Raw genomic sequence first — 19,812 nt, 5'->3', positions numbered from 1 at the left:
ATCGGGAGACGATGACGTGAATCCAGTTGCGGGAGCGGCAAAGGTGACAATGCCGGAAAGAACCATGGTCCGGGTGGACGAAAAGCAGCTGCCGCGCTGGACGCGCTGGCTCGATCTCGGCGACCGGTCGCTGGCCGTGCTACTGCTGGCGCCCGCAGCGATCCTGCTGTCGCTCATCATCGTTTATCCGGTGGCGCGGCTCGTCTATACCAGCTTCTTCAGCCTGTCGCTGACCTCAGGTCTGCCGGCGGAATTCATCGGCTTTGAAAATTATACGGCGATGTTCGATGATCCGATCTTCTGGGAAACGACCTGGAATACGGTGCTGATCACGCTGATCACGGTGCCCGGCGCGCTCTTCATGGGCCTTGGCCTAGCACTGCTCGCCAACCTGCCTTTCTCCATGCAATGGCCGATGCGGCTTTCGCTTCTGATCCCCTGGGCGCTGCCGCTGTCCTTTGCGGGCCTCATCTTCGCGTGGTTCTTCCATTACGAATATGGCGTGGTCAATGATGTGCTGAACCGGCTCGGCTTTGAAGGCATCATCTGGTTCAACTCGCCGAACTGGGCCTTTGCCGCCATCTGCCTGACGATCATCTGGAAAACCTCCTCCTTCATGGCGCTGATGATCCTTGCGGGCTTGCAGACCATTCCGCGCTCGCTTTACGAGGCAGCGGATGTGGATGGCGCCGGCAAGATAAGGCAGTTCTTCGAGATCACCCTGCCGCTGCTCAAGCCCTCGATCGTCGTCGCACTCATCTTCCGCACGATCACGGCGCTGCAAACCTTTGATATCCCTTACATGATGACCGGCGGCGGACCCGGCACATCCACCACCACGCTTGCCATGTATATCCACCAGAACACCGTCTCCTTCCTCGATCTCGGTTACGGTTCGGCCTTAGCGGTCGTGATGTTTGCGCTTTCCATGTGCGTTACCGCCGTTTACCTCCGCATTATCAGGACGAAGGACTAAACCCATGAGCACCGTTGCCACCTCCCCCGGTCTGTCCTCCTTCTTCTCCGGCAAGCCGCTGCGCTTCATCGCCGCCTCCATTCTTCTGGTGAATGGCCTTTTCCCCGCGATCTGGATTCTCTTCACCTCGCTGAAGACCGAGGCAGAACTGACCGTGAAACCGATCACATGGTTTCCGCACGCGCCGACGCTTGCCAATTACATGCAGGCCTTTTCCGATCAGCCGTTGCACCTCTTCCTGTTCAACAGCTTCATGGTGGCGTTGCTTTCCACTGCGCTCACAATCCTGATCTCGGTGCTGGCGGCTTACGCGCTGGCGCGGCTGAACCTGAAATACCGGGCGCTGATCCTCTCGCTCATCATCGCCGTTTCCACCTTCCCGCTGGTGACGCTGCTGGTGCCACTGTTCGAAATCATGCGGGCGCTCAACCTGCTCAACAGCTGGACGGCGCTGATCCTGCCCTACACGGTGCTGTCGCTGCCGGTCTGCACGCTGATGCTGGTATCCTTCTTCGAAAGCATTCCGCGCGACCTCGAAAACGCCGCCATGATCGATGGCTGCACCCGCATCGGCGCCCTGTTCAAGGTCGTCGTGCCGCTCTGCGCGCCGGGCGTCTTTACCGCCGGCATTCTCGCTTTCGTCAATGCCTGGGATGAATTCCTGCTGGCGCTTTCCTTCAATTCCAACCCGGCCCTTCGCACCCTGCCCGTCGGCATTCAGCTTTATCAGGGTGAGTTCGCCTTCCCCTGGCCGGTCATTTCGGCAGCGCTGGTGGTCGGCATCGTGCCGGTTGCCATTCTGATCGTCATCTTCCAGGAACGGGTCGTCTCGGGCCTCACCGCCGGTGGTCTCAAGGGCTAAAAGGTTAAGTCATGCATTTCGAAACGACCAAAGACGGCTTCACGCTTGCGATCGGCAACCGCACCATCCTTTCCCATTCGCCCGATAAACCGGCCTTCTTCGCCGGTTTCGGCAAGGAACGGATGGACATGTATCGTGGCAATTTCGATATTGAAGACTATGTCATCGAGAGAACAGCCCTGCGCCATGCCGAGGTGAGTGGCGACAGCGTCACGCTCTCTTCCGCGCCAGGACAGGCGCCGCGCCTTAGCCTGACGCTCGACGGCAACGCTATCAGGCTGACGGCGCTAGACGAGACGATCAACCGCCTCTGGCTGCGCGTCGTCGCGGAGACGGACGAGCATGTCTGGGGTGGCGGCGAGCAGATGTCCTATTTCGACATGCGCGGCCGGCGCTTCCCGCTCTGGACCTCCGAGCCGGGGGTCGGGCGCGACAAGACGACCGAAATCACCTTCAAGTCTGATGTCAGCGGCAAAGCGGGTGGTGATTATTACAACACCAACTATCCGCAGCCGACCTGGCTCTCCTCGCGCAAATACGCACTGCATGTGGAAACGAGCGCCTATTCGATCTTCGACTTCCGCAATGGCGATTTCCACGAGATCGAAATCTGGGCCATCCCCGAAAAGATCGAATTTTTCGCCGGCGAGAGTTTCACCGATATCGTCTCCACCCTGTCTCTTCGCTTCGGACGCCAGCCGGAATTGCCTGATTGGGTTTATAACGGCGCGATCATAGGGTTAAAGGATGGAGCCAACTCCTTTGCCCGGCTGGAGAAAATCCGTGCGGCCGGAACGAAGGTGTCCGGCCTCTGGTGCGAGGACTGGGTGGGGCTTCGTCAGACGTCCTTCGGCGCACGCCTCTTCTGGGACTGGCAGGCGAATGACACGCGCTACCCGCATCTGCGCCAGAAGATCGCCGAGCTTGCCGATCAGGGCGTTCGTTTCCTGGGCTATGTGAACCCCTATCTCTGCGTAGATGGCCCACTCTTTTCGGTCGCTGAATCGGCGGGTTATTTCGCCACCGATGTGGATGGAAAGACGGCGTTGGTGGACTTCGGCGAATTCGATTGCGGCGTGGTGGATTTCACCAACCCTGCCGCCGCCGACTGGTTCGCCGAAGAGATCATCGGCAAAAACATGCTGGATTTCGGGCTTTCCGGCTGGATGGCCGATTTCGGTGAATATCTGCCGATCGATATCAAGCTGTCCAATGGCGTCGACGCCAAGCTGATGCATAATGCCTGGCCGACGCTCTGGGCCGAAGTCAATGCGAAGGGCGTCGAAAGCCGTGGCAAGACCGGCGAAGCACTGTTCTTCATGCGTGCAGGCTTCACCGGCGTGCAGGCCCATTGCCCGCTGATCTGGGGTGGCGACCAGTCTGTCGACTTCTCCCGTCATGACGGCCTTGTCACCGTCATCTGCGGCGCGCTCTCCTCCGGCCTCATGGGCAATGCCTATCATCACTCAGACATCGGCGGCTACACCAGCCTGTTCGGCAATGTCCGGACAGCGGAACTCATCATGCGCTGGACGGAGATGGCCGCCTTCACCCCGGTCATGCGCACCCATGAGGGCAACCGGCCGCGGGACAATCTCCAGATCGATCAGGATGAAACTGTTCTTGCCCATTTCGCCCGCATGACGGCGATATACGTCGCGCTCGCCCCCTATCTGAAATCGCTTTCCGCCGAGGCCGCAAAAACCGGCCTGCCGGTGCAGCGACCCCTATTCCTTCATTACGAGAATGAGCCGCAGACCTATGCCGTTCAGGACTGCTATCTCTACGGGGCGGATATGCTTGTCGCACCGGTCTGGAAAGCGGGCGAAACGCAACGTTCGCTCTACCTTCCGGGCGACGGTGAATGGGTGCATCTCTGGAGCGGCAAGCGTTATATCGGCGGGCGAGACATCACCGTCGAAACACCGCTCGGCCAGCCGGCAGTGTTCTATCGTGCCTATAGCAGCCATCACCGGCTGTTCGAACAGCTTCGCACCATCGGCTGAAGGCTAAAGGCTTTGTCCTTGCCATCACCCCGTCAGGCGGGGTGATGTGATGGCCTTCCTCCTGCGACAGGCTGACTTTGAAGTACAGGCCCGGCGAATTACAGGCCAGGCGAAGCGAATTGTTACATGCGAGCGCCGGTTTCTGGCTGAAACTGCTTGATCCAGTGCGGGTCTTACCTCGCGCGAACCGTTGACATTTTCAAAACTTGACCTACAAAACAAGCTCTTCCGAGGGGAGCACCAGACGGTGCTGAGATGGTGGTGAACCGGACCCTTGAACCTGATCCGGGTCATGCCGGCGTAGGAACGGAACTGTCGTGCCCTGGAGGCGCTGCCCTTTCTCTTCTCCGCCATGCCTGATCTCCGTGATTGTCACATCTGGAGACGACCGATGATGCTGAAACCTTCCGTCCTCCGCACATGGTGCGTTTGCGTCTGAGGCCCGGCTCATGCGTGCCACCCATGCACTGAACGGTTTAGGTCTTCTGCTGCTTCTCTGGCAGACGGGGACATGGCTGTTTGCGCCGCCGCGCTACATCCTGCCGTCACCCGCCGATGTCGCGGCCGCCTTTTGGCGCCAGTCCGGCTTTTTGTTCGGTCAGGCCATGGTGACGCTTGGTGAAATGGCGCTGGGTCTCGCGGCAGGCGTTACCGCTGGAATTCTCGTCGCCTTCACGATTGCCGCCACTCCGCGCTTCGGCCGCCTTGTCTGGCCCATGGTTCTGGTGTTGCAGGCGTTCCCGGTCTTCGTGCTCGCTCCCATTCTCGTGCTCTGGTTCGGCTTTGGCATGGCCTCTAAAGTCGTGATGACGGCGGTTATCATCTTCTTCCCCGTCGCTTCGGCCTTTACCGATGGCCTCAACCGCACGGACCGCGCCATCCTCGACGCCGCCTCGCTGACGGAGGCGAGCCATTGGCAGATCCTCACCCGGCTGCGCGTGCCGCTGGCGCTGCCCTCCCTGATTTCGGGCTTGAGGGTGGCGGCGCCGCTTGCCCCGCTCGGCGCCGTCATCGGCGAATGGGTGGGCGCATCCGCCGGGCTCGGTTTCGTGATGATCCAGTCCAATGCCCGTATGCAGACCGACACCATGTTCGCCGCCATGGCCATTCTCGCCGTCATGGCCGTGCTGCTCAGGCTCATCGTCGACCGGGCAACCGCCAATCTGGCCCCCTGGGCCAAGGAAACAGAACACGCCATTCCTTTCAGATATTTACGGAGACTTTCGGCACCATGAAACGAACACTTCTTTCCCTCGCCATCGCAGCGATAAGCGTGCTTGCGCCGATGCAATCCCAAGCCGCCGACAAGCTGACCGTGTTGCTCGAATGGTTCGTCAACCCCGATCATGCACCGATGGTCATCGCCAGGGAACGTGGCCTGTTCACCGATGCAGGGCTGGACGTGGAGCTGGTGCCGCCCGCCGACCCTTCCGCCGTGCCGCGCCTTGTCTCGGCCAAACAGGCCGATATCGGCGTGCATTACCAGCCGAACCTCTATCTCGATCACGAAGCCGGCCTGCCGCTCGTCCGTTTCGGTACGCTGGTCGAAACGCCGCTCAACACCGTCACAGTTCTCGCCGATGGGCCTATCAAGAGCCTGAAGGATCTGAAAGGCAAAAAGGTCGGTTTTTCCGTTTCCGGCTTCGAAGATGCGATGCTGAAGCGCATGCTGGAAAAGGACGGCCTGACGAAGGATGATGTCGAACTTATCAACGTCAATTTTTCGCTTTCGCCATCGCTGATCGCCGGCAAGGTGGATGCCACGCTGGGCGGTTTCCGCAATTTCGAACTGACGCAGATGAAGCTCGAAGGCCACGAGGGTCGCTCCTTTTTCCCCGAGGAACATGGCGTGCCGGCCTATGACGAGCTGATCTTCGTCACTCATACCGATCTCGTAAAGGACAGCCGCCTGCCGCGTTTCCTCTCCGCCGTGGAACAGGCCGCGATCTTCATCACCAACCATCCGCAGGAATCGTGGCAGCTTTTCATCAAGGCCTATCCGAACCTGAACGACGCCCTGAATAAACAGGCCTTTTTCGACACGCTGCCACGTTTCACCAAGCGCCCGGCCGCACTCGACCGCGCCCGTTACGCCCGTTTCGGCGCCTTCATGCAGGAGATGCAGCTGATCAAGCAGGCCCCCGCAGCGGACGACATCGCCGTGGAGCTGCAACAGCCATGAGCGGTGATTTTCCGACAGCGGCACAGGCCGCCGAAATTCTGGAGCGCGTGCGGCAGATGCGCCCCCGCGTGCATTGCCTGATGAACACCGTGGCGCAGAAATTCACCGCCGACGGCATCACCGTCATTGGCGGCATTCCCTCGATGACGACCTCGCTCGAAGAAATCGAGAGCTTCGTCACCAAGGCGGATGCACTGACCGTCAATCTCGGCACACTGGACGCCGAACGACGCAAGGTGATCCGGCTGGCGATCGAGATCGCCAACGCATCTGGCAAGCCGTGGATCGTTGACCCAGTGCATGTCGACTATTCACCCTCGCGGCTGGATTTCGCGCGGGAACTTATCGCCCAATCGCCCACTATCGTCCGTGGCAACCGCGCAGAAATGAGCCTGATCGGCGATGTACCAGATGTGGTGAGGATCGAGACCGGACCGGTGGATCATCTCCGCGACAAGAGCCGCAACGTCAGCATTGTCAACGGGCATCCGTGGATGGCGAAGGTGACCGGTACAGGCTGCCTTTCGGGCGGTGTCATCGCCGCCTTTATGGCAGTGGAAAAAGACGCGCTGACAGCGGCAGCCTCCGCCCTTGCGGTGACAGGCGTTTCCGCAGAACTGGCCGCACAACGGGCCAAAGGCCCCGGCACATTCGAACCGTCATTTCTGGATGCGCTTTCCGAAATCTCCGGGGAAGACATCATCAATCATGCGAGGATCAAGCATGAACAAGGTTGATTACCGCCTCAACGCGCTGGTCGATGCCAGTCTTGCCGACGTCGCGCCGTTACCGGAGCTTGCTCTGGCGGCTGCGCTCAACGGCGCAACCATCCTGCAATATCGCGACAAGCACGGCTCGACGCGGGAGATGATCGAAAACGCCCGCGCCATTCGCGAGGCGATCGGCGGCACCGGCGTGCCGCTGGTCATCAACGACCGGGTGGACGTGGCGCTCGCTTCAGGGGCCGATGGGGTGCATCTCGGTGCCGACGACATGGATGCAAAGACAGCAAGGCGCATTCTCGGCGAAAAGGCAATCATCGGCCTCACCGTAAAGAACCGCGCCGATGCCGAAAGGGCGGCCTCCATGCCCGCCGACTATGCCTGTATTGGCGGCGTGTTCGAGACCGTTTCCAAGGTCAACCCGGACAAGCCGGTCGGCATAGAAGGCTTTACAACGCTGCGCGCCCTGCTGAAGGAGTGGCAGCCGGATATGCCGGTGGGCGCAATCGCCGGCATCGATCTTGACCGTGTGCCCGCCGTCATCGCCGCCGGCGCGGATGGGGTCGCCGTCATTTCCGCCATCTTCCGCGCAGCCAATATTGCCAGCGCAACCAGCGACTTCCGCTCCGCAATTGACGCGGCGCTGAAAGCGAGACAGCCATGACTTCAATTGCATTGACCATTGCCGGCTCCGACAGCGGCGGCGGCGCGGGTATCCAGGCCGATATCAAGACCTTCTCCGCACTCGGCGCCTATGCAGCTAGCGTCATCACCGCCATCACCGCCCAGAATACCCGGGGCGTAACCGCGGTGGAAGATATATCGGTCGCGACCATCGTTGCGCAGATGGATGCAGTTTTTTCCGATCTCGCCGTCAATGCCGTGAAGATCGGCATGGTCTCACGGATCGAAACCATCGCCGCCATCGCGGAACGGCTTCGGCAGCAATCACAGCCGGTGGTGCTCGACCCCGTCATGGTCGCCACCTCGGGTGACCGGCTGCTGCATGAAGATGCCATCGAGACGCTGCGGCGCGATCTTTTGCCGCTCGCCGCCATCGTCACGCCGAACCTGCCGGAAGCGGCGCTGCTGACCGGAACCCCGATGGCGGAGACGGAGAAAGAGATCACCCGCCAGGCGGAGCTGATCCTGAAGGCCGGCGCGAAGGCCGTGCTCATCAAGGGCGGCCATGGCGATGGACCTGAGAGCACCGACTATCTGTTTGCGGATGGTGCCATGCAGGCGATTTCTGCACCCAGGGTGGAGACAAAAAACGACCACGGCACCGGCTGCACGCTCGCGGCCGCCATTACGGCTCACCTTGCGATGGGACATGAATTGCGGGAGGCGGTCGGGCTTGCGAAGGATTATCTGAACGGAGCGCTCGAGGCCGGCCGGGGGCTCGTCGTTGGGTCCGGGCGCGGGCCGGTGCATCATTTTTATCGGTGGTGGGATTAACGGATAGCGTCGAGTGTGAGGCTTACCCCCCTCTGTCCTGCCGGACATCTCCCCCACAAGGGGGGAGATCGGATGGGGCGGCCGCTCGTTCTCTCGCAATCGTCTCACTATTGATAAAGTGGTTCACTGGATGCGGTGAGCAAGCAGCTTGCCGATCTCCCCCCTTGTGGGGGAGATGTCCGGCAGGACAGAGGGGGGGTGGCCGCGTACTCGACGCTACCGCGCCTTCGGCGTCGCCAGCACATTCCGGATCGCAAAGCTCGAATGAATGCGCGAAACCCCCGGCAGTTTCGACAGGATCTCCTTGTGAATGCGCTCGAAATCCCCCGCGCTTTCCGCCTCACAGCGCAGGAAATAATCCGAACCGCCGGTCATCAGATAACACTCGCGAATTTCCGGATATCGCCGCACCGCATTTTCGAAACGGTTGAGAAAATCCTCCGTCTGCCGGTCGAGCGTGATCTGTACGATAACCGAAATCACCTCACCGCCGGCAAGGCCGCTGGTCAGGGCGGTATAACCGCGAATAATGCCTTCCCGCTCGAGAATATCGACACGGCGCAAACACGCCGACGGCGAAAGCCCGACCTCTGCGGCAAGCTTTGCATTGCTGATGCGGGCATTCAGCCGAAGCAGGCGGATGATGTGGCGGTCTGTCGCGTCAAGGGACGACATAGAAAATTCCAATTAATCGATGAAAATTGCGTGATTTCAAATTCTATCGTATTTTCTTCGAATAATCGCCAAGAAATTCGATAATCGTTGCAATACCCTCAGAGGATAAAAATGAGGGTGAACGACCATGGACATGCAGATCAGCCGCCAGCAGGCCGCCGGTGGTGCAAGCGGCCATCTAACCATCGATCTCGGCGCATTGCGCGACAACTATCTGACCCTTGCGGCGATGGCCCCCGCATCGCAGACGGCCGCCGTCGTGAAGGCCGATGCCTATGGCCTCGGCGCAGATATCGTCTCACAGACCCTGTTCGAGGCGGGTTGCCGCAATTTCTTCGTCGCCCATATCGATGAGGCGCTGGCACTCAGGCTCCGGCTTTCGGCAGAGGCGCGTATTTTCGTCCTTAATGGTCTGCAGCCCGGCAACGAAACCTCCTGCGCCGCCCTGGCCATCACCCCGGTTCTGAATTCGCTGGAACAGATCGCCCAATGGTCGGGTCATGCCAGAGAGCTCGGCAAGACGCTCACCGCCGCCGTGCAGATCGACACCGGCATGTGCCGCCTTGGGCTCTCCCCCGAAGAGCTTGAAATCCTCTCCGCCCAGCCGCAGCTGCTTGATGGAATTGAGATCGCCTTCGTCATGAGCCATCTCGCCTGTGCCGACGAGCCGGATCATGTTTCCAATGCCGCGCAGCTTGCCGTAATGCGCAGGACCGCAGCCACCTTTCCCAAGACGCCGGTGTGCTTTTCCAATTCGGGCGGTATTTTTCTCGGCAACGACTATCATAACGCTCTACTGCGCCCCGGCATCGCGCTTTATGGCGGTGCGCCTTCCGCTGCCGGCCCCAACCCGATGAAGCCGGTCGTTCGTCTCGATGTCGCCGTCATTCAGACCCGCACCGTTCCCGCCGGCTCGCTGGTTGGTTACGGCGGCTCTTTTACGGCGAGCGTTCCGACGCGGCTTGCGACCATCGCTGCCGGTTATGCCGATGGCCTGCCGCGTTCGCTCAGCAATCGCGGCGCGGCGTGGTATGATGGCGTGCGTCTGCCGATTGCCGGGCGCATTTCGATGGACAGCATCATTCTCGACATATCCGCCCTGCCCGAGGGAACATTGACCCAGGGCAGCCTCGTTCAGATGATCGGGCCTGACCAGACTTTGGAAGACATTGCGAACGACGCGGGCACGATTGCCTATGAAATCCTGACCGGCCTCGGCCGCCGTTACCGCCGCAGCTACATTCAACCGGGCATGAGCCCGGCAACCGCTTCAACATCAGTCAATCACAAGTGAGACGATCATGAACGTCACTATCCTCGGAGCCGGCGTCGTCGGCGTGACATCCGCCTGGTATCTGGCCAAAGCCGGACACAAGGTGACGGTGATTGACCGCCAGCCGGCCGCAGCGCTCGAAACCAGCTTTGCCAATGCCGGCGAGGTTTCCCCCGGTTATTCATCGCCCTGGGCTGCCCCCGGCATTCCGATGAAGGCGATGAAATGGCTGTTCATGAAACATGCACCGCTGATCATTCGCCCGACCACCGACCCGGCCGCATGGCGCTGGATGAGCCAGATGCTGCGCAACTGCACCTCGGCGCGTTATGCCATCAACAAGAGCCGCATGGTGCGCGTTGCCGAATATAGCCGCGATTGCCTGATGGCACTGCGCGAAGAGACCGGCATCGACTATGACCAGCGCATGCAGGGCACGCTGGAAGTGTTCCGCACCCAGAAGCAGTTCGACGCCATCGGCAAGGATGTGGACGTGCTGACGGCGGGCGGTGTGCCTTTCGAAATTCTCGACCGCGACGGCTGCGCCGCCATCGAACCCGGCCTTGCTCCCGCCAAGGAGAAGATCGTCGGTGGTCTGCGGCTGCCCGGCGACGAGACCGGCGACTGCTTCATGTTTACCACGGAACTCGCCCGCATGGCCGAAGAGGCAGGCGTCACCTTCCTTTACGACACCGGCATCATGCGCCCCATCGTTGAGGGAGGCCGTATCAAGGCCGTGGAAACCACGCGCGGCCTGATCGAAGCGGATATTTTCGTGGCTGCACTCGGCAGCTATTCGCCGCAATTCGTGCGGCAACTTGGGCTGACCCTGCCGGTTTATCCGGTGAAAGGCTACTCCATCACGGTTCCGATCGTGAAGGAGGAGCGCGCGCCCGTCTCCACGGTCATGGACGAGACGTTCAAGGTGGCGATCACCCGTCTTGGCTCGCGCATCCGCGCCGGCGGCATGGCGGAAATCGCCGGTTTCAGCAAGGATTTGCCGGCCGCACGCCAGGAAACGCTCGCCCATTCGGTGGAAGACCTGTTCGGCGGCGCGGGAGATCAGAGCCAGGCGAAATTCTGGTGCGGTCTGCGCCCGATGACGCCAGATGGCACGCCTGTTATCGGCGCCACCCGCTACAGCAATCTTTATCTCAACACCGGTCACGGCACGCTCGGCTGGACCATGTCCTGCGGCTCGGCCCGTGTACTTGCCGACCTGATCAGCGGGAACAAGCCGGAGATCGATACACACGACCTCGCCATCAGCCGCTACGCCGCCTGAGGCGGAATAGAAAAGCCCCTTCCCGCCGACAAGGCGGGACGGGCGGCGATCAAAGCGCCAGCGCGTCCCTGAGCGCCAGCCCCTCCTTCATGCGAAGATCGAGATCGGCTTCGATATGGTCGAGGTGCCGCAGCATGAGCGCGCGGGCTTTTGCCGCATCCTTAGCCTCCAGCGCATTCAGAAGGTCGGCATGGTCATTATGGCCGCAACTCGAGACACCCGAGCGACCGTAAAGCGCGATGACCAGCGATGACCGCGCCACCAGCTCATCCATGAATTTTTCGAGGATGGCATTGCCGGCAAGCGCGGCAAGCATCAGGTGAAAATCGCCCGACGCCTTGATTTCCGCGCGTCTGGCGGTTGGGCCGCGCTCCAGCTGATGGCGGCTTTCCTCGACCAGATGTTCCCTCAGCTTCTTCGCCGCCGCTGGGGTGATTTTTTCGATCGCCGCATCCACCACACCGGGTTCGATCAGCCGGCGCGAGGCAAAAACCTGCCGCGCCTCATCCGGCGTGGGGTTGGAAACGAAGGCGCCACGATTACGCTCGGCCTTGACCAGCCCCTCATAGGCCAGCATCTGAAGGGCCGCCCGCACCACCGTGCGGCTGACCTCGAACAGGGTTCCCACTTCCGCTTCCGACAGTTTCGTCCCCGGTGCAAGCCGCCGGTCGACAATGGCGTCACGCAGCGTATCGCGAATGGCCTGTGCACGGTCTTCATGCGAGGAATCGGGATTGACGGTTATGTGGGAAAGGCTCATCGGTGCGTCCTGTTTGTTGTTGAGTTCTAGCGCGAAGTACGGTCCGCGCAAACAGGAATTGCAGGCCGCCGCCGGTCCGCCACAATTCATTCAGCGCCCGTTCAGCAGCCGGACTGTATTTCCTTAACCATCAAATTTGCAACTGGCAGCGCCCTGCCACTTGGATGGAAGAAAACACCATGTCGTCCTTCGCAGCTAAAACAGTTCTGACGATCGCTGTGGCCGCCGCCACGCTCGTTCCCTTCAGCAGCGCATCCGCCGGCGACTGGGATCGCCACGACCGTCGCGATGCCGCCATTCTGGGTGGCGTACTCGGTCTTGCCGCCGGTGTCGCCGTTGGCTCGGCAATGTCGCGGCCCGGCCCGGTGGATGATGAACGCGTCTATATCGACCCGCCCCGCCGTTACGAACCGAGCTACGTTTATGAAGAGCCCGACTACCGTTATTATCAGCCGCAGCCACAGCCGGTTTATCGCCCCGCTCCGGTCTATCGTCCGGCACCGGTTTACCGTGCCCAGCCGGTCTATGACAATAATCCCGGTTATTACCAGCCGCGCCGGACCTACCGCACCATCGAGCCCTGGACAAATGCCTGGTACGACTATTGCTCGCAGCGCTATCGCAGCTTCAACAGCCGCTCCGGCACCTATGTTGGCAACGACGGTCAGCGCCATTTCTGCGTAGCAGGTTGATCGGCAAGACCGGCAACATAGATACAACCGTTATTGTCAGGCCGCGGGCGGAAACGTCCGCGGCTTTTCCATCTGCATCAGCGCGATCTCACGCCGTGCCGTTCTTCACATAATCCGCCCGGTTGATGCCGTGGCGCTGTAGTTTGTCGTAAAAGGTTTTGCGGGCAATGCCGAGCGTTGCGACGGTTTCCGCCACGTCTCCGTTCGACTGTTCCAGCGTTTCGCGGATGATATGCGCCTCGATCTCATCCATTCGCTCCGGCAGAGTGCCGGAAGCCGGAATGGCGGATTGCGAGGCGGGCGCAGCCGCCGGTTCTGCCTCCAGCCCCAGCACGACCCTTTCGGCAAAATGCCCGAGTTCTCGGACATTGCCCGGCCAGTCGTGGTCCTGGAGCCGCCGGGACGTGCCGGCGCTGATCTGCGGCACCGGCATGTTGAAACGGTTGGCAGCCTTGGTGACGAAATGGGAAAACAGGAGCGGAATATCCGCCTTGCGTTCGCGCAGCGGCGGAATGGACAAGGTCACCACGTTCAGCCGGTAATAGAGATCCTCGCGGAAGCTGCCGCGCTCGGCCGGGTCGCCGAGATCCACCTTCGCTGCCGCCACCACGCGGATATCGACTGGCCTCTCCTCGTTTGAACCGAGCGGCGAGACTTCGCGCATTTCCAGCACACGCAGCATCTTCACCTGAACCGCGAGCGGCATGCTTTCGATTTCGTCCAGAAACAGCGTACCACCGCTGGAATGTTCGATACGGCCAACACGCTTTTTCTGTGCACCGGTAAAGGCTCCCGGCTCATGGCCAAAAAGCTCGCTTTCGATCACCGTTTCCGGCAGCGCACCGCAATTCAGCGCCACGAAATTTCCCTTTGAACGCTTCTTGCTCCAGCGATGCAGCGCTGTCGCCACAACTTCCTTGCCGCTGCCCGTCTCGCCTGCCACCAGCACATCCACATCCGTATCGGCAATGTGGCGCAGCGTGGTGCGCAGGCGCTCCATGGCGGGTGTCTGGCCGATCAATGGCAGATCGTCTTCCGCCTGTCCCGCAGCCCGGCGAAGCGCACGGTTTTCCAGCACGAGACGGCGCTTTTCCAGCGCCCGGCGTGCACTTTCCACCATGCGTTCTGCGGGAAAGGGTTTCGCGATGAAATCATAAGCGCCGTTGTGAAGCGCATCGACGGCCATCGGCACGTCGCCATGGCCGGTAATGAGGATGACAGGCAGATCGGCATCGATCTTGCGGACATGGTCGAAGAATTTGAGACCTGTCATGCCCGGCATGCGCACATCGGTGATGATGATGCCGTCGAAATCCTCGTTCAGGGCCGCAAGCGCCTGCTCGGCCCTTGAAAAGGAGGTGACCGGCAATCCGTCGAGTTCCAGCGTCTGCACCATCGCTTTGCGCAGTTGGGAATCGTCATCCACCAGGAATATGGTTCCATCCGCCATCATGTCATGCTCGCTTCAGATATACGGAAAATGACGTGCCCGCCCCACTGCTCGTCACCTCGATACGACCGCCATAGTCGGAAGCGATATCGTTGGAGATGACGAGGCCAAGACCGAGGCCACTTTCCTTTGATGTGTTGAAGGGTGAAAAAAGCTGGGCGCGGATGGCCTCCGGAATGCCGGCGCCATTGTCGCTGACCGAAATCACGACCATGTCGCCCTCCTCCCGCACCCGCACCTCGACACGCGCCGTCTCAATCGTTTCCGTGGCTTCCAGCGCGTTTTGCAGGAGGTTGATGAGGATTTGCTCGAGCCGGATACGGCTGCCGAGCACCTTCAGATCCTGATCCGGCAGGACGATATCCAGCGCATCCATCTGCCCGGAAAAACGGCTGCGCAACAGCACGACCGCGCCTTCGATGACCAGCCTGGCACTCACGGGTTCGGCGGCGGTGCGGCCCTTGCGTGCAAGTATCTTCAGGTCGGTGGTAATGGTGCCGATACGCTCGGTGAGAGCGGCGATGTCTTCCAGATTTTCATTGGCTTCGGCCAGACGATCGCGTTTCAGCAAGGTGCGGGCATTATCGGCAAAGGCGCGGATGGTCGCTACCGGCTGGTTGATTTCATGCGCCACGCCCGCCGCCACCTGGCCCAGAATGGAAAGGCGGTTGGCCTGCACCAGCTCGTGCTGGACATTGCGCAACTCGCCGGTGGTCTTTTCATGCAGGGTGATTTCGGCCTGCAGATGATCGCGCGTTTTCGTCAGGTCACGGGTTCGTTCCTGCACCTTCATTTCCAGTTCAGCGCGGGCGCGCTGTTCCTCTTCCTTTTCCCGGAGCGCCTTGTGCCTGCGCCACAGCCAGAATGCGGAAAGCGCCATCAGCGGCATCAGTGTCGCCAGTGCCACCACCCTGCCCTCGCGAATGGCGGCGTTCAGTGCCGGTGCGACGGGCTGCAGATAATGCAGGGTCCATGACGTCGTTGGCACAGGCACTTCCAGCTGCAGATAATCGCCACGCTCGCGCCCCGGCCCATCGACATGGATGAGTGGAACGCCATCGCCCGACGACCGGGCCACCCTAAATGGCAGGGTCGCAAGCGTCTCATTGCCGAATTGCAGGCTTTCGGCAATGATCTTCCGCCGCGCCTCGTCGATGGGTGCCACGGTCTTGAAACGCCACTCCGGCACACTCGTCATCAGAACGACGCCGTTCCTGTCGACCACATAGACCGGTTTGCCGCCAATGTTCCAGTCAGACTCCAGACGGTTGAATTCCACCTTGGCAATGACGACGCCAAGCGGCCGCCCGTCGCTGGCATCGATGCGGCGGGAAATATAAAGACCCGGCCGGCGGCTGACATTGCCCAGCGCATAATGTTCGGACATGCCCGTCTTCATCGCCGCCTGAAAATATTCGCGGAAGGCGTAATTGGAGCCAACGAAGCTGTCGTCCTGGCGCCAATTGCTGGAGGCAATGGTCAGCCCGGTCGGCCCGGTGACGTAGATCACCGAGGACTGCGTGCCTTCGATCAGGCCTTCGAGTTTGCGGTTCAGCCGGTCGAGGGCGGGCGGACCGCCACCGTCAAGCGCGGCGGCAAGATCGGGATCGCCTGATAGCACCAGCGGAATGGCGCGCGGCCGCTCCAGCGCGACATTCAAAAGCGCGATTTTCAGTTCGGCATCCGTCGAGGCCTCGGAGGCGGCGGTGCGTATCGCCTGGCGGCGGGCGAACTCATCGGCCACCAGCAGCATTCCCAGGCTGACCAGCAACCACAGGCCAGCCAGGGCCAGCCATTGCGCTCGCCGTTTCGCCTGGGAATGAGGTGTCTGATCCTGATAGGCCATAGGAATGATTGTGCGGATTTACACACGGACCACAAGAGATTTTGTCCGGAATTCCGCACAAATGGCCGTGAGCCGGCGAAGCTTCAATAAAAACTACTTTTGAAATCAGCCAGTTACACCAAATAAGCAAGTCTGGCATGCGCATTGCACATGACTCTGCAATCGGCGCGACGCCGTCAACGACACGGCGATCCCGGGAGGCCAATAAAGGCAGGGTGAGGCCGAGGAGGAAAAAACATGATCGACAGCACAGCCGTGGCCGCAGGCCACGCCAAGCAGCCATTCTATAAGCACCTGTATTTTCAGGTTCTGGTGGCCATCATCGCCGGTATCGCACTCGGCCATTTTTACCCGACCTTCGGCGAACAGCTGAAGCCGCTCGGCGACGGCTTCATCCGCCTCGTCAAGATGATCATCGCTCCCGTCATCTTCCTCACCGTCGCAACCGGCATTGCCGGCATGAACGACATGAAGAAGGTTGGCCGCGTGGCCGGTAAGGCCATGATCTACTTCCTGGTCTTCTCCACGCTCGCGCTCATCGTCGGCCTGATCGTTGCCAACACCGTGCAGCCGGGCGCCGGGATGAACATCGATCCGGCGACCCTGGATGCCAAGGCTGTCGCGACCTATGCCGACAAGGCCCATGAGCAGACCATCACCGGCTTCCTGATGAACATCATTCCGACCACCATCGTCGGTGCGTTTGCCAGCGGTGATATCTTGCAGGTGCTGTTCTTCTCCGTGCTGTTCGGCATCGCACTCGGCATCGTCGGCGAAAAGGGCAAGCCCGTCACCGATTTCATGCATGCCATGATGTACCCGATCTTCAAGCTGGTCGCGATCCTGATGAAGGCCGCCCCCATCGGCGCTTTCGGTGCCATGGCATTTACCATCGGCAAATACGGCATTTCCTCCGTCACCAATCTCGCCATGCTGATCGGCACCTTCTACATCACGTCCGCGCTCTTCGTGTTCGTGGTTCTCGGCGCGGTCTGCCGTTATAACGGCTTCTCCATCGTCGCGCTGATCCGCTACATCAAGGAAGAGCTGCTGCTGGTTCTCGGCACCTCTTCATCGGAAGCAGCCCTGCCGGGCCTGATGAGCAAGATGGAAAAGGCTGGCTGCAAGCGCTCCGTCGTCGGCCTCGTCATCCCCACCGGTTACTCCTTCAACCTTGATGGCACCAACATCTACATGACGCTGGCCGCCCTCTTCATCGCGCAGGCAACCGGTATCCACCTGTCCTTTGGCGAACAGATCCTGCTGCTGCTTGTGGCCATGCTCTCCTCCAAGGGCGCTGCCGGCATCACTGGCGCTGGCTTCATCACGCTGGCCGCAACCCTCTCGGTCGTGCCTTCGGTTCCGGTCGCCGGCATGGCGCTGATCCTCGGCATCGACCGCTTCATGTCGGAATGCCGCGCGCTCACCAACTTCGTCGGTAATGCTGTCGCCACCATCGTCGTCGCCCGCTGGGAAGGCGAACTCGACCAGGAGCAACTCGCGCGTGTCCTCAGCGGCAAGGAAGAATTCACCAGCATTGCCGATGTGGACGCCCTGCCGGCATCGGTGCAGCCCGCCGAATAATACGACCTCCCAAGGTCCTGCCTGTTCCGGTTCGTCCGGACAGGCCCGCATGAAGGCCGGCGTATCCTGTGGATGCGTCGGCCTTTCATCGTTCCGACCCTGAACGAAAACGGTTTTTATCGGCCCGGCGATGCTGTAGAGCCAGACAGGGCGCAATACGATGGACGGAGCAACCGCATGAAGAACCTGTTTCTCTCCTGGCAATTCTGGGCGCTTTTATCGGCGGCCTTCGCGGCGCTGACCGCGATTTTCGCCAAGATCGGCATCGAAAACGTCAATTCCGATTTCGCGACCTTCATTCGCACCATCGTCATTCTCGCCGCCGCGGGCCTGATGGTTTATGTCACCGGCAACTGGCAGCAGCCCGCCACCATCTCGGGGCGGACCTGGCTATTCCTCGTGCTTTCGGGTCTGGCGACCGGCGCGTCGTGGATATGTTATTTCCGGGCACTGAAAATCGGTGATGCCGCCCGTGTTGCGCCCATCGACAAGCTGAGCGTCGTCTTCGTCGCCGTCTTTGCGGTGCTGTTTCTGGGAGAAAGACTGTCGCTGCCCAACTGGCTCGGCATCGTGCTGATTGCCTGCGGCGCGGTGCTTGTGGCGTATCGCGGATAGAAGGCATCGGCCGGATACCGGCCGATGCGATCCTCAACTCCTCAGCCCCTTGCAGCCAGCGCGTTATCAAGACCGCGCTTGACGCCGGCAAACAGCTCATCCAGCTGCTCGGCCGTGATGATTAGCGGCGGGCAGAAGCAGATCGATTCACCGATCGGCCGAGTGATGACACCTTCACTTTCGATAGCCGCGGCCAGCGCCAGCGTCGTATCGCCCGCTTTCGTGCCCTCCCATGGCTTTACCTCCAGCGCACCGAGAAGGCCGATGCCACGCGAGGAATGGATGAGCGGGTGATCGGCAAGCGCCTTCAGATGATCGAGGAATTTACCCTCCAGCCGCGCGACATTGCCGACCAGATCGCGCTCCTGAATGATCTTCAGGTTTTCGAGCCCCACCGCAGTTGCGACCGGATGGCCGGAGGCGGTATAACCATGGCCGAACGAGCCGATACGGTCTGATTCATCGGCAATCGGCTGGTAGAAACTGTCGTTCATGATGATTGCCGAAAGCGGCATGTAGGACGACGAAATCTGCTTGGAGACGACAAGCACGTCGGGCTTGATGTCATAGGTCTCGCAGGCAAACATCTTGCCGGTGCGGCCAAAACCGCAGATTACCTCGTCCACGACAAGCAGGATGTCGTATTTCTTCAGGATCGCCTGCACGCCTTCCCAATACCCTTCCGGCGGCAACAGAACCCCACCGGCACCCATAACCGGCTCGCCCCAGAAGGCAGCGACGGTCTCGGGACCTTCGCGCAGGATCAGCTCTTCCAATTCACCGAGGATACGCGCGGTAAATTCCGCCTCGCTTTCCCCGTCCTTTCCGAAATGGACATAGGAGGGGCAGGCGGTGTGCAGCATGCGGTCCAGCGGCAGGTCGAAGCTCTCATGATTGCGCGGCAGGCCGGTGATGGAGGCGGATGCGATCGTCACGCCATGATAGCCCTTGATTCGGCCGATAATCTTCTTCTTGTCCTTTTTGCCGAGCGCATTCGAGCGATACCAGACCATCTTGGCAACGAGGTCGTTGGCCTCGGAGCCGGAGGAGGTGAAGTGCACCTTGGACATCGGCACCGGGGAAAGCTCGATCAGCAGTTCGGCCAGATCGACGGACGGGCCATGGGTCTTGTAGGAGAAGGTGTGGTAATAGGGCAGCTTCTGCATCTGCTTCGTTGCCGCATCCACCAGCCGCTGTTCGCCGAAACCCAGCGCCACCGACCACAGGCCGGCCATCGCCTCGATATAGCGCTTGCCGCTGCTGTCGGTCACATAGATGCCCTCGCCGCTTTCGATCACCAGACCCCCGGTCTTTTCGAATTTGCGCAGGTTGACATTCGGGTGCATCTGATAGGCGATATCGCGTGCCTCGACGGAATTGGGCAGAATGGTCATCGATAAGGGCTCCGTTTCGGTTGAAGGGCTTC

Annotated in this window: 18 protein-coding genes and 1 riboswitch; of the genes, 13 read left to right on the top strand and 5 right to left on the bottom strand. The window is 60.6% G+C overall.

Annotation, left to right across the window (positions count from 1 at the left end):
• Positions 1-64: 64 nt before the first annotated feature.
• From GSF67_RS21990 to thiD, 8 genes are all read left to right on the top strand, one after another.
• Complete coding sequence (locus GSF67_RS21990) at positions 65-976, top strand: carbohydrate ABC transporter permease (RefSeq protein ID WP_035216169.1); 912 nt, start codon at positions 65-67, stop codon at positions 974-976.
• 4 nt (positions 977-980) lie between these two features.
• Entirely contained in the window at positions 981-1,838 is an 858-nt protein-coding gene (locus tag GSF67_RS21985; RefSeq protein ID WP_006314872.1) for a carbohydrate ABC transporter permease, read from the top strand.
• An 11-nt stretch (positions 1,839-1,849) separates the two neighbouring features.
• Positions 1,850-3,844 (top strand): alpha-glucosidase, encoded by a 1,995-nt coding sequence (locus GSF67_RS21980; RefSeq protein ID WP_006314873.1) that lies wholly within the window; start codon positions 1,850-1,852, stop codon positions 3,842-3,844.
• A 221-nt stretch (positions 3,845-4,065) separates the two neighbouring features.
• A riboswitch (TPP riboswitch) is annotated at positions 4,066-4,168 on the top strand.
• Positions 4,169-4,293: 125 nt separating this feature from the next.
• Entirely contained in the window at positions 4,294-5,079 is a 786-nt protein-coding gene (locus GSF67_RS21975; RefSeq protein ID WP_006314874.1) for an ABC transporter permease, read from the top strand.
• Positions 5,076-6,026 carry an ABC transporter substrate-binding protein gene (locus GSF67_RS21970; RefSeq protein WP_006314875.1) on the top strand — a complete coding sequence of 317 codons (951 nt, stop codon included), beginning with the start codon at positions 5,076-5,078 and terminating at the stop codon, positions 6,024-6,026. The genes GSF67_RS21975 and GSF67_RS21970 overlap by 4 nt, the downstream gene beginning before the upstream one ends.
• A complete protein-coding gene (locus tag GSF67_RS21965) occupies positions 6,023-6,763 on the top strand; it encodes a hydroxyethylthiazole kinase (RefSeq protein ID WP_006314885.1) in 741 nt (246 codons plus the stop codon). Before GSF67_RS21970 ends, GSF67_RS21965 begins: the two co-directional genes overlap by 4 nt.
• Positions 6,750-7,412 (top strand): thiamine phosphate synthase, encoded by a 663-nt coding sequence (thiE, locus tag GSF67_RS21960; RefSeq protein WP_010972915.1) that lies wholly within the window; start codon positions 6,750-6,752, stop codon positions 7,410-7,412. Before GSF67_RS21965 ends, thiE begins: the two co-directional genes overlap by 14 nt.
• The gene (gene thiD, locus GSF67_RS21955; RefSeq protein ID WP_006314888.1) at positions 7,409-8,206 is read left to right on the top strand and encodes a bifunctional hydroxymethylpyrimidine kinase/phosphomethylpyrimidine kinase; all 798 of its coding nucleotides are present in this window, start codon (positions 7,409-7,411) and stop codon (positions 8,204-8,206) included. Before thiE ends, thiD begins: the two co-directional genes overlap by 4 nt.
• 216 nt (positions 8,207-8,422) lie before the next feature.
• On the opposite strand, the gene GSF67_RS21950 is transcribed toward thiD, so the two are convergent.
• A complete protein-coding gene (locus GSF67_RS21950; protein WP_004438693.1) occupies positions 8,423-8,881 on the bottom strand; it encodes an Lrp/AsnC family transcriptional regulator in 459 nt (152 codons plus the stop codon).
• A gap of 127 nt (positions 8,882-9,008) precedes the next feature.
• Here GSF67_RS21950 and alr point away from each other — a divergent pair, with 127 nt between their 5' ends.
• Complete coding sequence (gene alr / locus GSF67_RS21945) at positions 9,009-10,175, top strand: alanine racemase (protein WP_006315279.1); 1,167 nt, start codon at positions 9,009-9,011, stop codon at positions 10,173-10,175.
• A gap of 7 nt (positions 10,176-10,182) precedes the next feature.
• On the top strand, positions 10,183-11,439 hold the full coding sequence (locus tag GSF67_RS21940; RefSeq protein ID WP_006315278.1) for a D-amino acid dehydrogenase: 1,257 nt from the start codon (positions 10,183-10,185) through the stop codon (positions 11,437-11,439).
• Between the two features lie 49 nt (positions 11,440-11,488).
• Here GSF67_RS21940 and GSF67_RS21935 read toward each other — a convergent pair whose 3' ends face one another.
• A complete protein-coding gene (locus tag GSF67_RS21935) occupies positions 11,489-12,199 on the bottom strand; it encodes a GntR family transcriptional regulator (RefSeq protein ID WP_006315276.1) in 711 nt (236 codons plus the stop codon).
• 179 nt (positions 12,200-12,378) lie between these two features.
• Between GSF67_RS21935 and GSF67_RS21930 the strand changes: the two genes are divergently transcribed.
• Positions 12,379-12,891 (top strand): BA14K family protein, encoded by a 513-nt coding sequence (locus GSF67_RS21930; protein ID WP_010972920.1) that lies wholly within the window; start codon positions 12,379-12,381, stop codon positions 12,889-12,891.
• Positions 12,892-12,979: 88 nt separating this feature from the next.
• On the opposite strand, the gene GSF67_RS21925 is transcribed toward GSF67_RS21930, so the two are convergent.
• The gene (locus tag GSF67_RS21925; protein ID WP_006315271.1) at positions 12,980-14,344 is read right to left on the bottom strand and encodes a sigma-54 dependent transcriptional regulator; all 1,365 of its coding nucleotides are present in this window, start codon (positions 14,342-14,344) and stop codon (positions 12,980-12,982) included.
• Position 14,345: 1 nt separating this feature from the next.
• The gene (locus GSF67_RS21920; RefSeq protein WP_006315270.1) at positions 14,346-16,187 is read right to left on the bottom strand and encodes a sensor histidine kinase; all 1,842 of its coding nucleotides are present in this window, start codon (positions 16,185-16,187) and stop codon (positions 14,346-14,348) included.
• Between the two features lie 237 nt (positions 16,188-16,424).
• On the opposite strand from GSF67_RS21920, the gene GSF67_RS21915 reads away from it, so the two are divergent.
• The gene (locus GSF67_RS21915) at positions 16,425-17,771 is read left to right on the top strand and encodes a dicarboxylate/amino acid:cation symporter (protein WP_006315269.1); all 1,347 of its coding nucleotides are present in this window, start codon (positions 16,425-16,427) and stop codon (positions 17,769-17,771) included.
• A 177-nt stretch (positions 17,772-17,948) separates the two neighbouring features.
• Positions 17,949-18,386: an EamA family transporter gene (locus GSF67_RS21910; RefSeq protein WP_035216275.1), complete on the top strand. Its 438-nt coding sequence runs from the start codon at positions 17,949-17,951 to the stop codon at positions 18,384-18,386.
• A gap of 41 nt (positions 18,387-18,427) precedes the next feature.
• Here GSF67_RS21910 and GSF67_RS21905 read toward each other — a convergent pair whose 3' ends face one another.
• Positions 18,428-19,780 carry an aspartate aminotransferase family protein gene (locus GSF67_RS21905; RefSeq protein WP_006315267.1) on the bottom strand — a complete coding sequence of 451 codons (1,353 nt, stop codon included), beginning with the start codon at positions 19,778-19,780 and terminating at the stop codon, positions 18,428-18,430.
• Positions 19,781-19,812 lie beyond the last annotated feature (32 nt).

It is taken from the genome of Agrobacterium sp. CGMCC 11546, assembly GCF_013365515.1.
In the GTDB taxonomy this organism is placed as follows: Bacteria; Pseudomonadota; Alphaproteobacteria; order Rhizobiales; family Rhizobiaceae; genus Agrobacterium; species Agrobacterium fabrum.
This window is presented reverse-complemented; position numbering and strand designations above follow the sequence as displayed.

What these genes read in the sequence shown, in the direction of transcription:
- GSF67_RS21990 (WP_035216169.1), top strand. Translation starts at nt 65, where the DNA reads ATGGTCCGGGTGGACGAAAAGCAGCTGCCGCGCTGGACGCGCTGGCTC.
- GSF67_RS21985 (WP_006314872.1), top strand. Translation starts at nt 981, where the DNA reads ATGAGCACCGTTGCCACCTCCCCCGGTCTGTCCTCCTTCTTCTCCGGC.
- GSF67_RS21980 (WP_006314873.1), top strand. Translation starts at nt 1,850, where the DNA reads ATGCATTTCGAAACGACCAAAGACGGCTTCACGCTTGCGATCGGCAAC.
- GSF67_RS21975 (WP_006314874.1), top strand. Translation starts at nt 4,294, where the DNA reads ATGCGTGCCACCCATGCACTGAACGGTTTAGGTCTTCTGCTGCTTCTC.
- GSF67_RS21970 (WP_006314875.1), top strand. Translation starts at nt 5,076, where the DNA reads ATGAAACGAACACTTCTTTCCCTCGCCATCGCAGCGATAAGCGTGCTT.
- GSF67_RS21965 (WP_006314885.1), top strand. Translation starts at nt 6,023, where the DNA reads ATGAGCGGTGATTTTCCGACAGCGGCACAGGCCGCCGAAATTCTGGAG.
- thiE (WP_010972915.1), top strand. Translation starts at nt 6,750, where the DNA reads ATGAACAAGGTTGATTACCGCCTCAACGCGCTGGTCGATGCCAGTCTT.
- thiD (WP_006314888.1), top strand. Translation starts at nt 7,409, where the DNA reads ATGACTTCAATTGCATTGACCATTGCCGGCTCCGACAGCGGCGGCGGC.
- GSF67_RS21950 (WP_004438693.1), bottom strand. Translation starts at nt 8,881, where the DNA reads ATGTCGTCCCTTGACGCGACAGACCGCCACATCATCCGCCTGCTTCGG.
- alr (WP_006315279.1), top strand. Translation starts at nt 9,009, where the DNA reads ATGGACATGCAGATCAGCCGCCAGCAGGCCGCCGGTGGTGCAAGCGGC.
- GSF67_RS21940 (WP_006315278.1), top strand. Translation starts at nt 10,183, where the DNA reads ATGAACGTCACTATCCTCGGAGCCGGCGTCGTCGGCGTGACATCCGCC.
- GSF67_RS21935 (WP_006315276.1), bottom strand. Translation starts at nt 12,199, where the DNA reads ATGAGCCTTTCCCACATAACCGTCAATCCCGATTCCTCGCATGAAGAC.
- GSF67_RS21930 (WP_010972920.1), top strand. Translation starts at nt 12,379, where the DNA reads ATGTCGTCCTTCGCAGCTAAAACAGTTCTGACGATCGCTGTGGCCGCC.
- GSF67_RS21925 (WP_006315271.1), bottom strand. Translation starts at nt 14,344, where the DNA reads ATGATGGCGGATGGAACCATATTCCTGGTGGATGACGATTCCCAACTG.
- GSF67_RS21920 (WP_006315270.1), bottom strand. Translation starts at nt 16,187, where the DNA reads ATGGCCTATCAGGATCAGACACCTCATTCCCAGGCGAAACGGCGAGCG.
- GSF67_RS21915 (WP_006315269.1), top strand. Translation starts at nt 16,425, where the DNA reads ATGATCGACAGCACAGCCGTGGCCGCAGGCCACGCCAAGCAGCCATTC.
- GSF67_RS21910 (WP_035216275.1), top strand. Translation starts at nt 17,949, where the DNA reads ATGAAGAACCTGTTTCTCTCCTGGCAATTCTGGGCGCTTTTATCGGCG.
- GSF67_RS21905 (WP_006315267.1), bottom strand. Translation starts at nt 19,780, where the DNA reads ATGACCATTCTGCCCAATTCCGTCGAGGCACGCGATATCGCCTATCAG.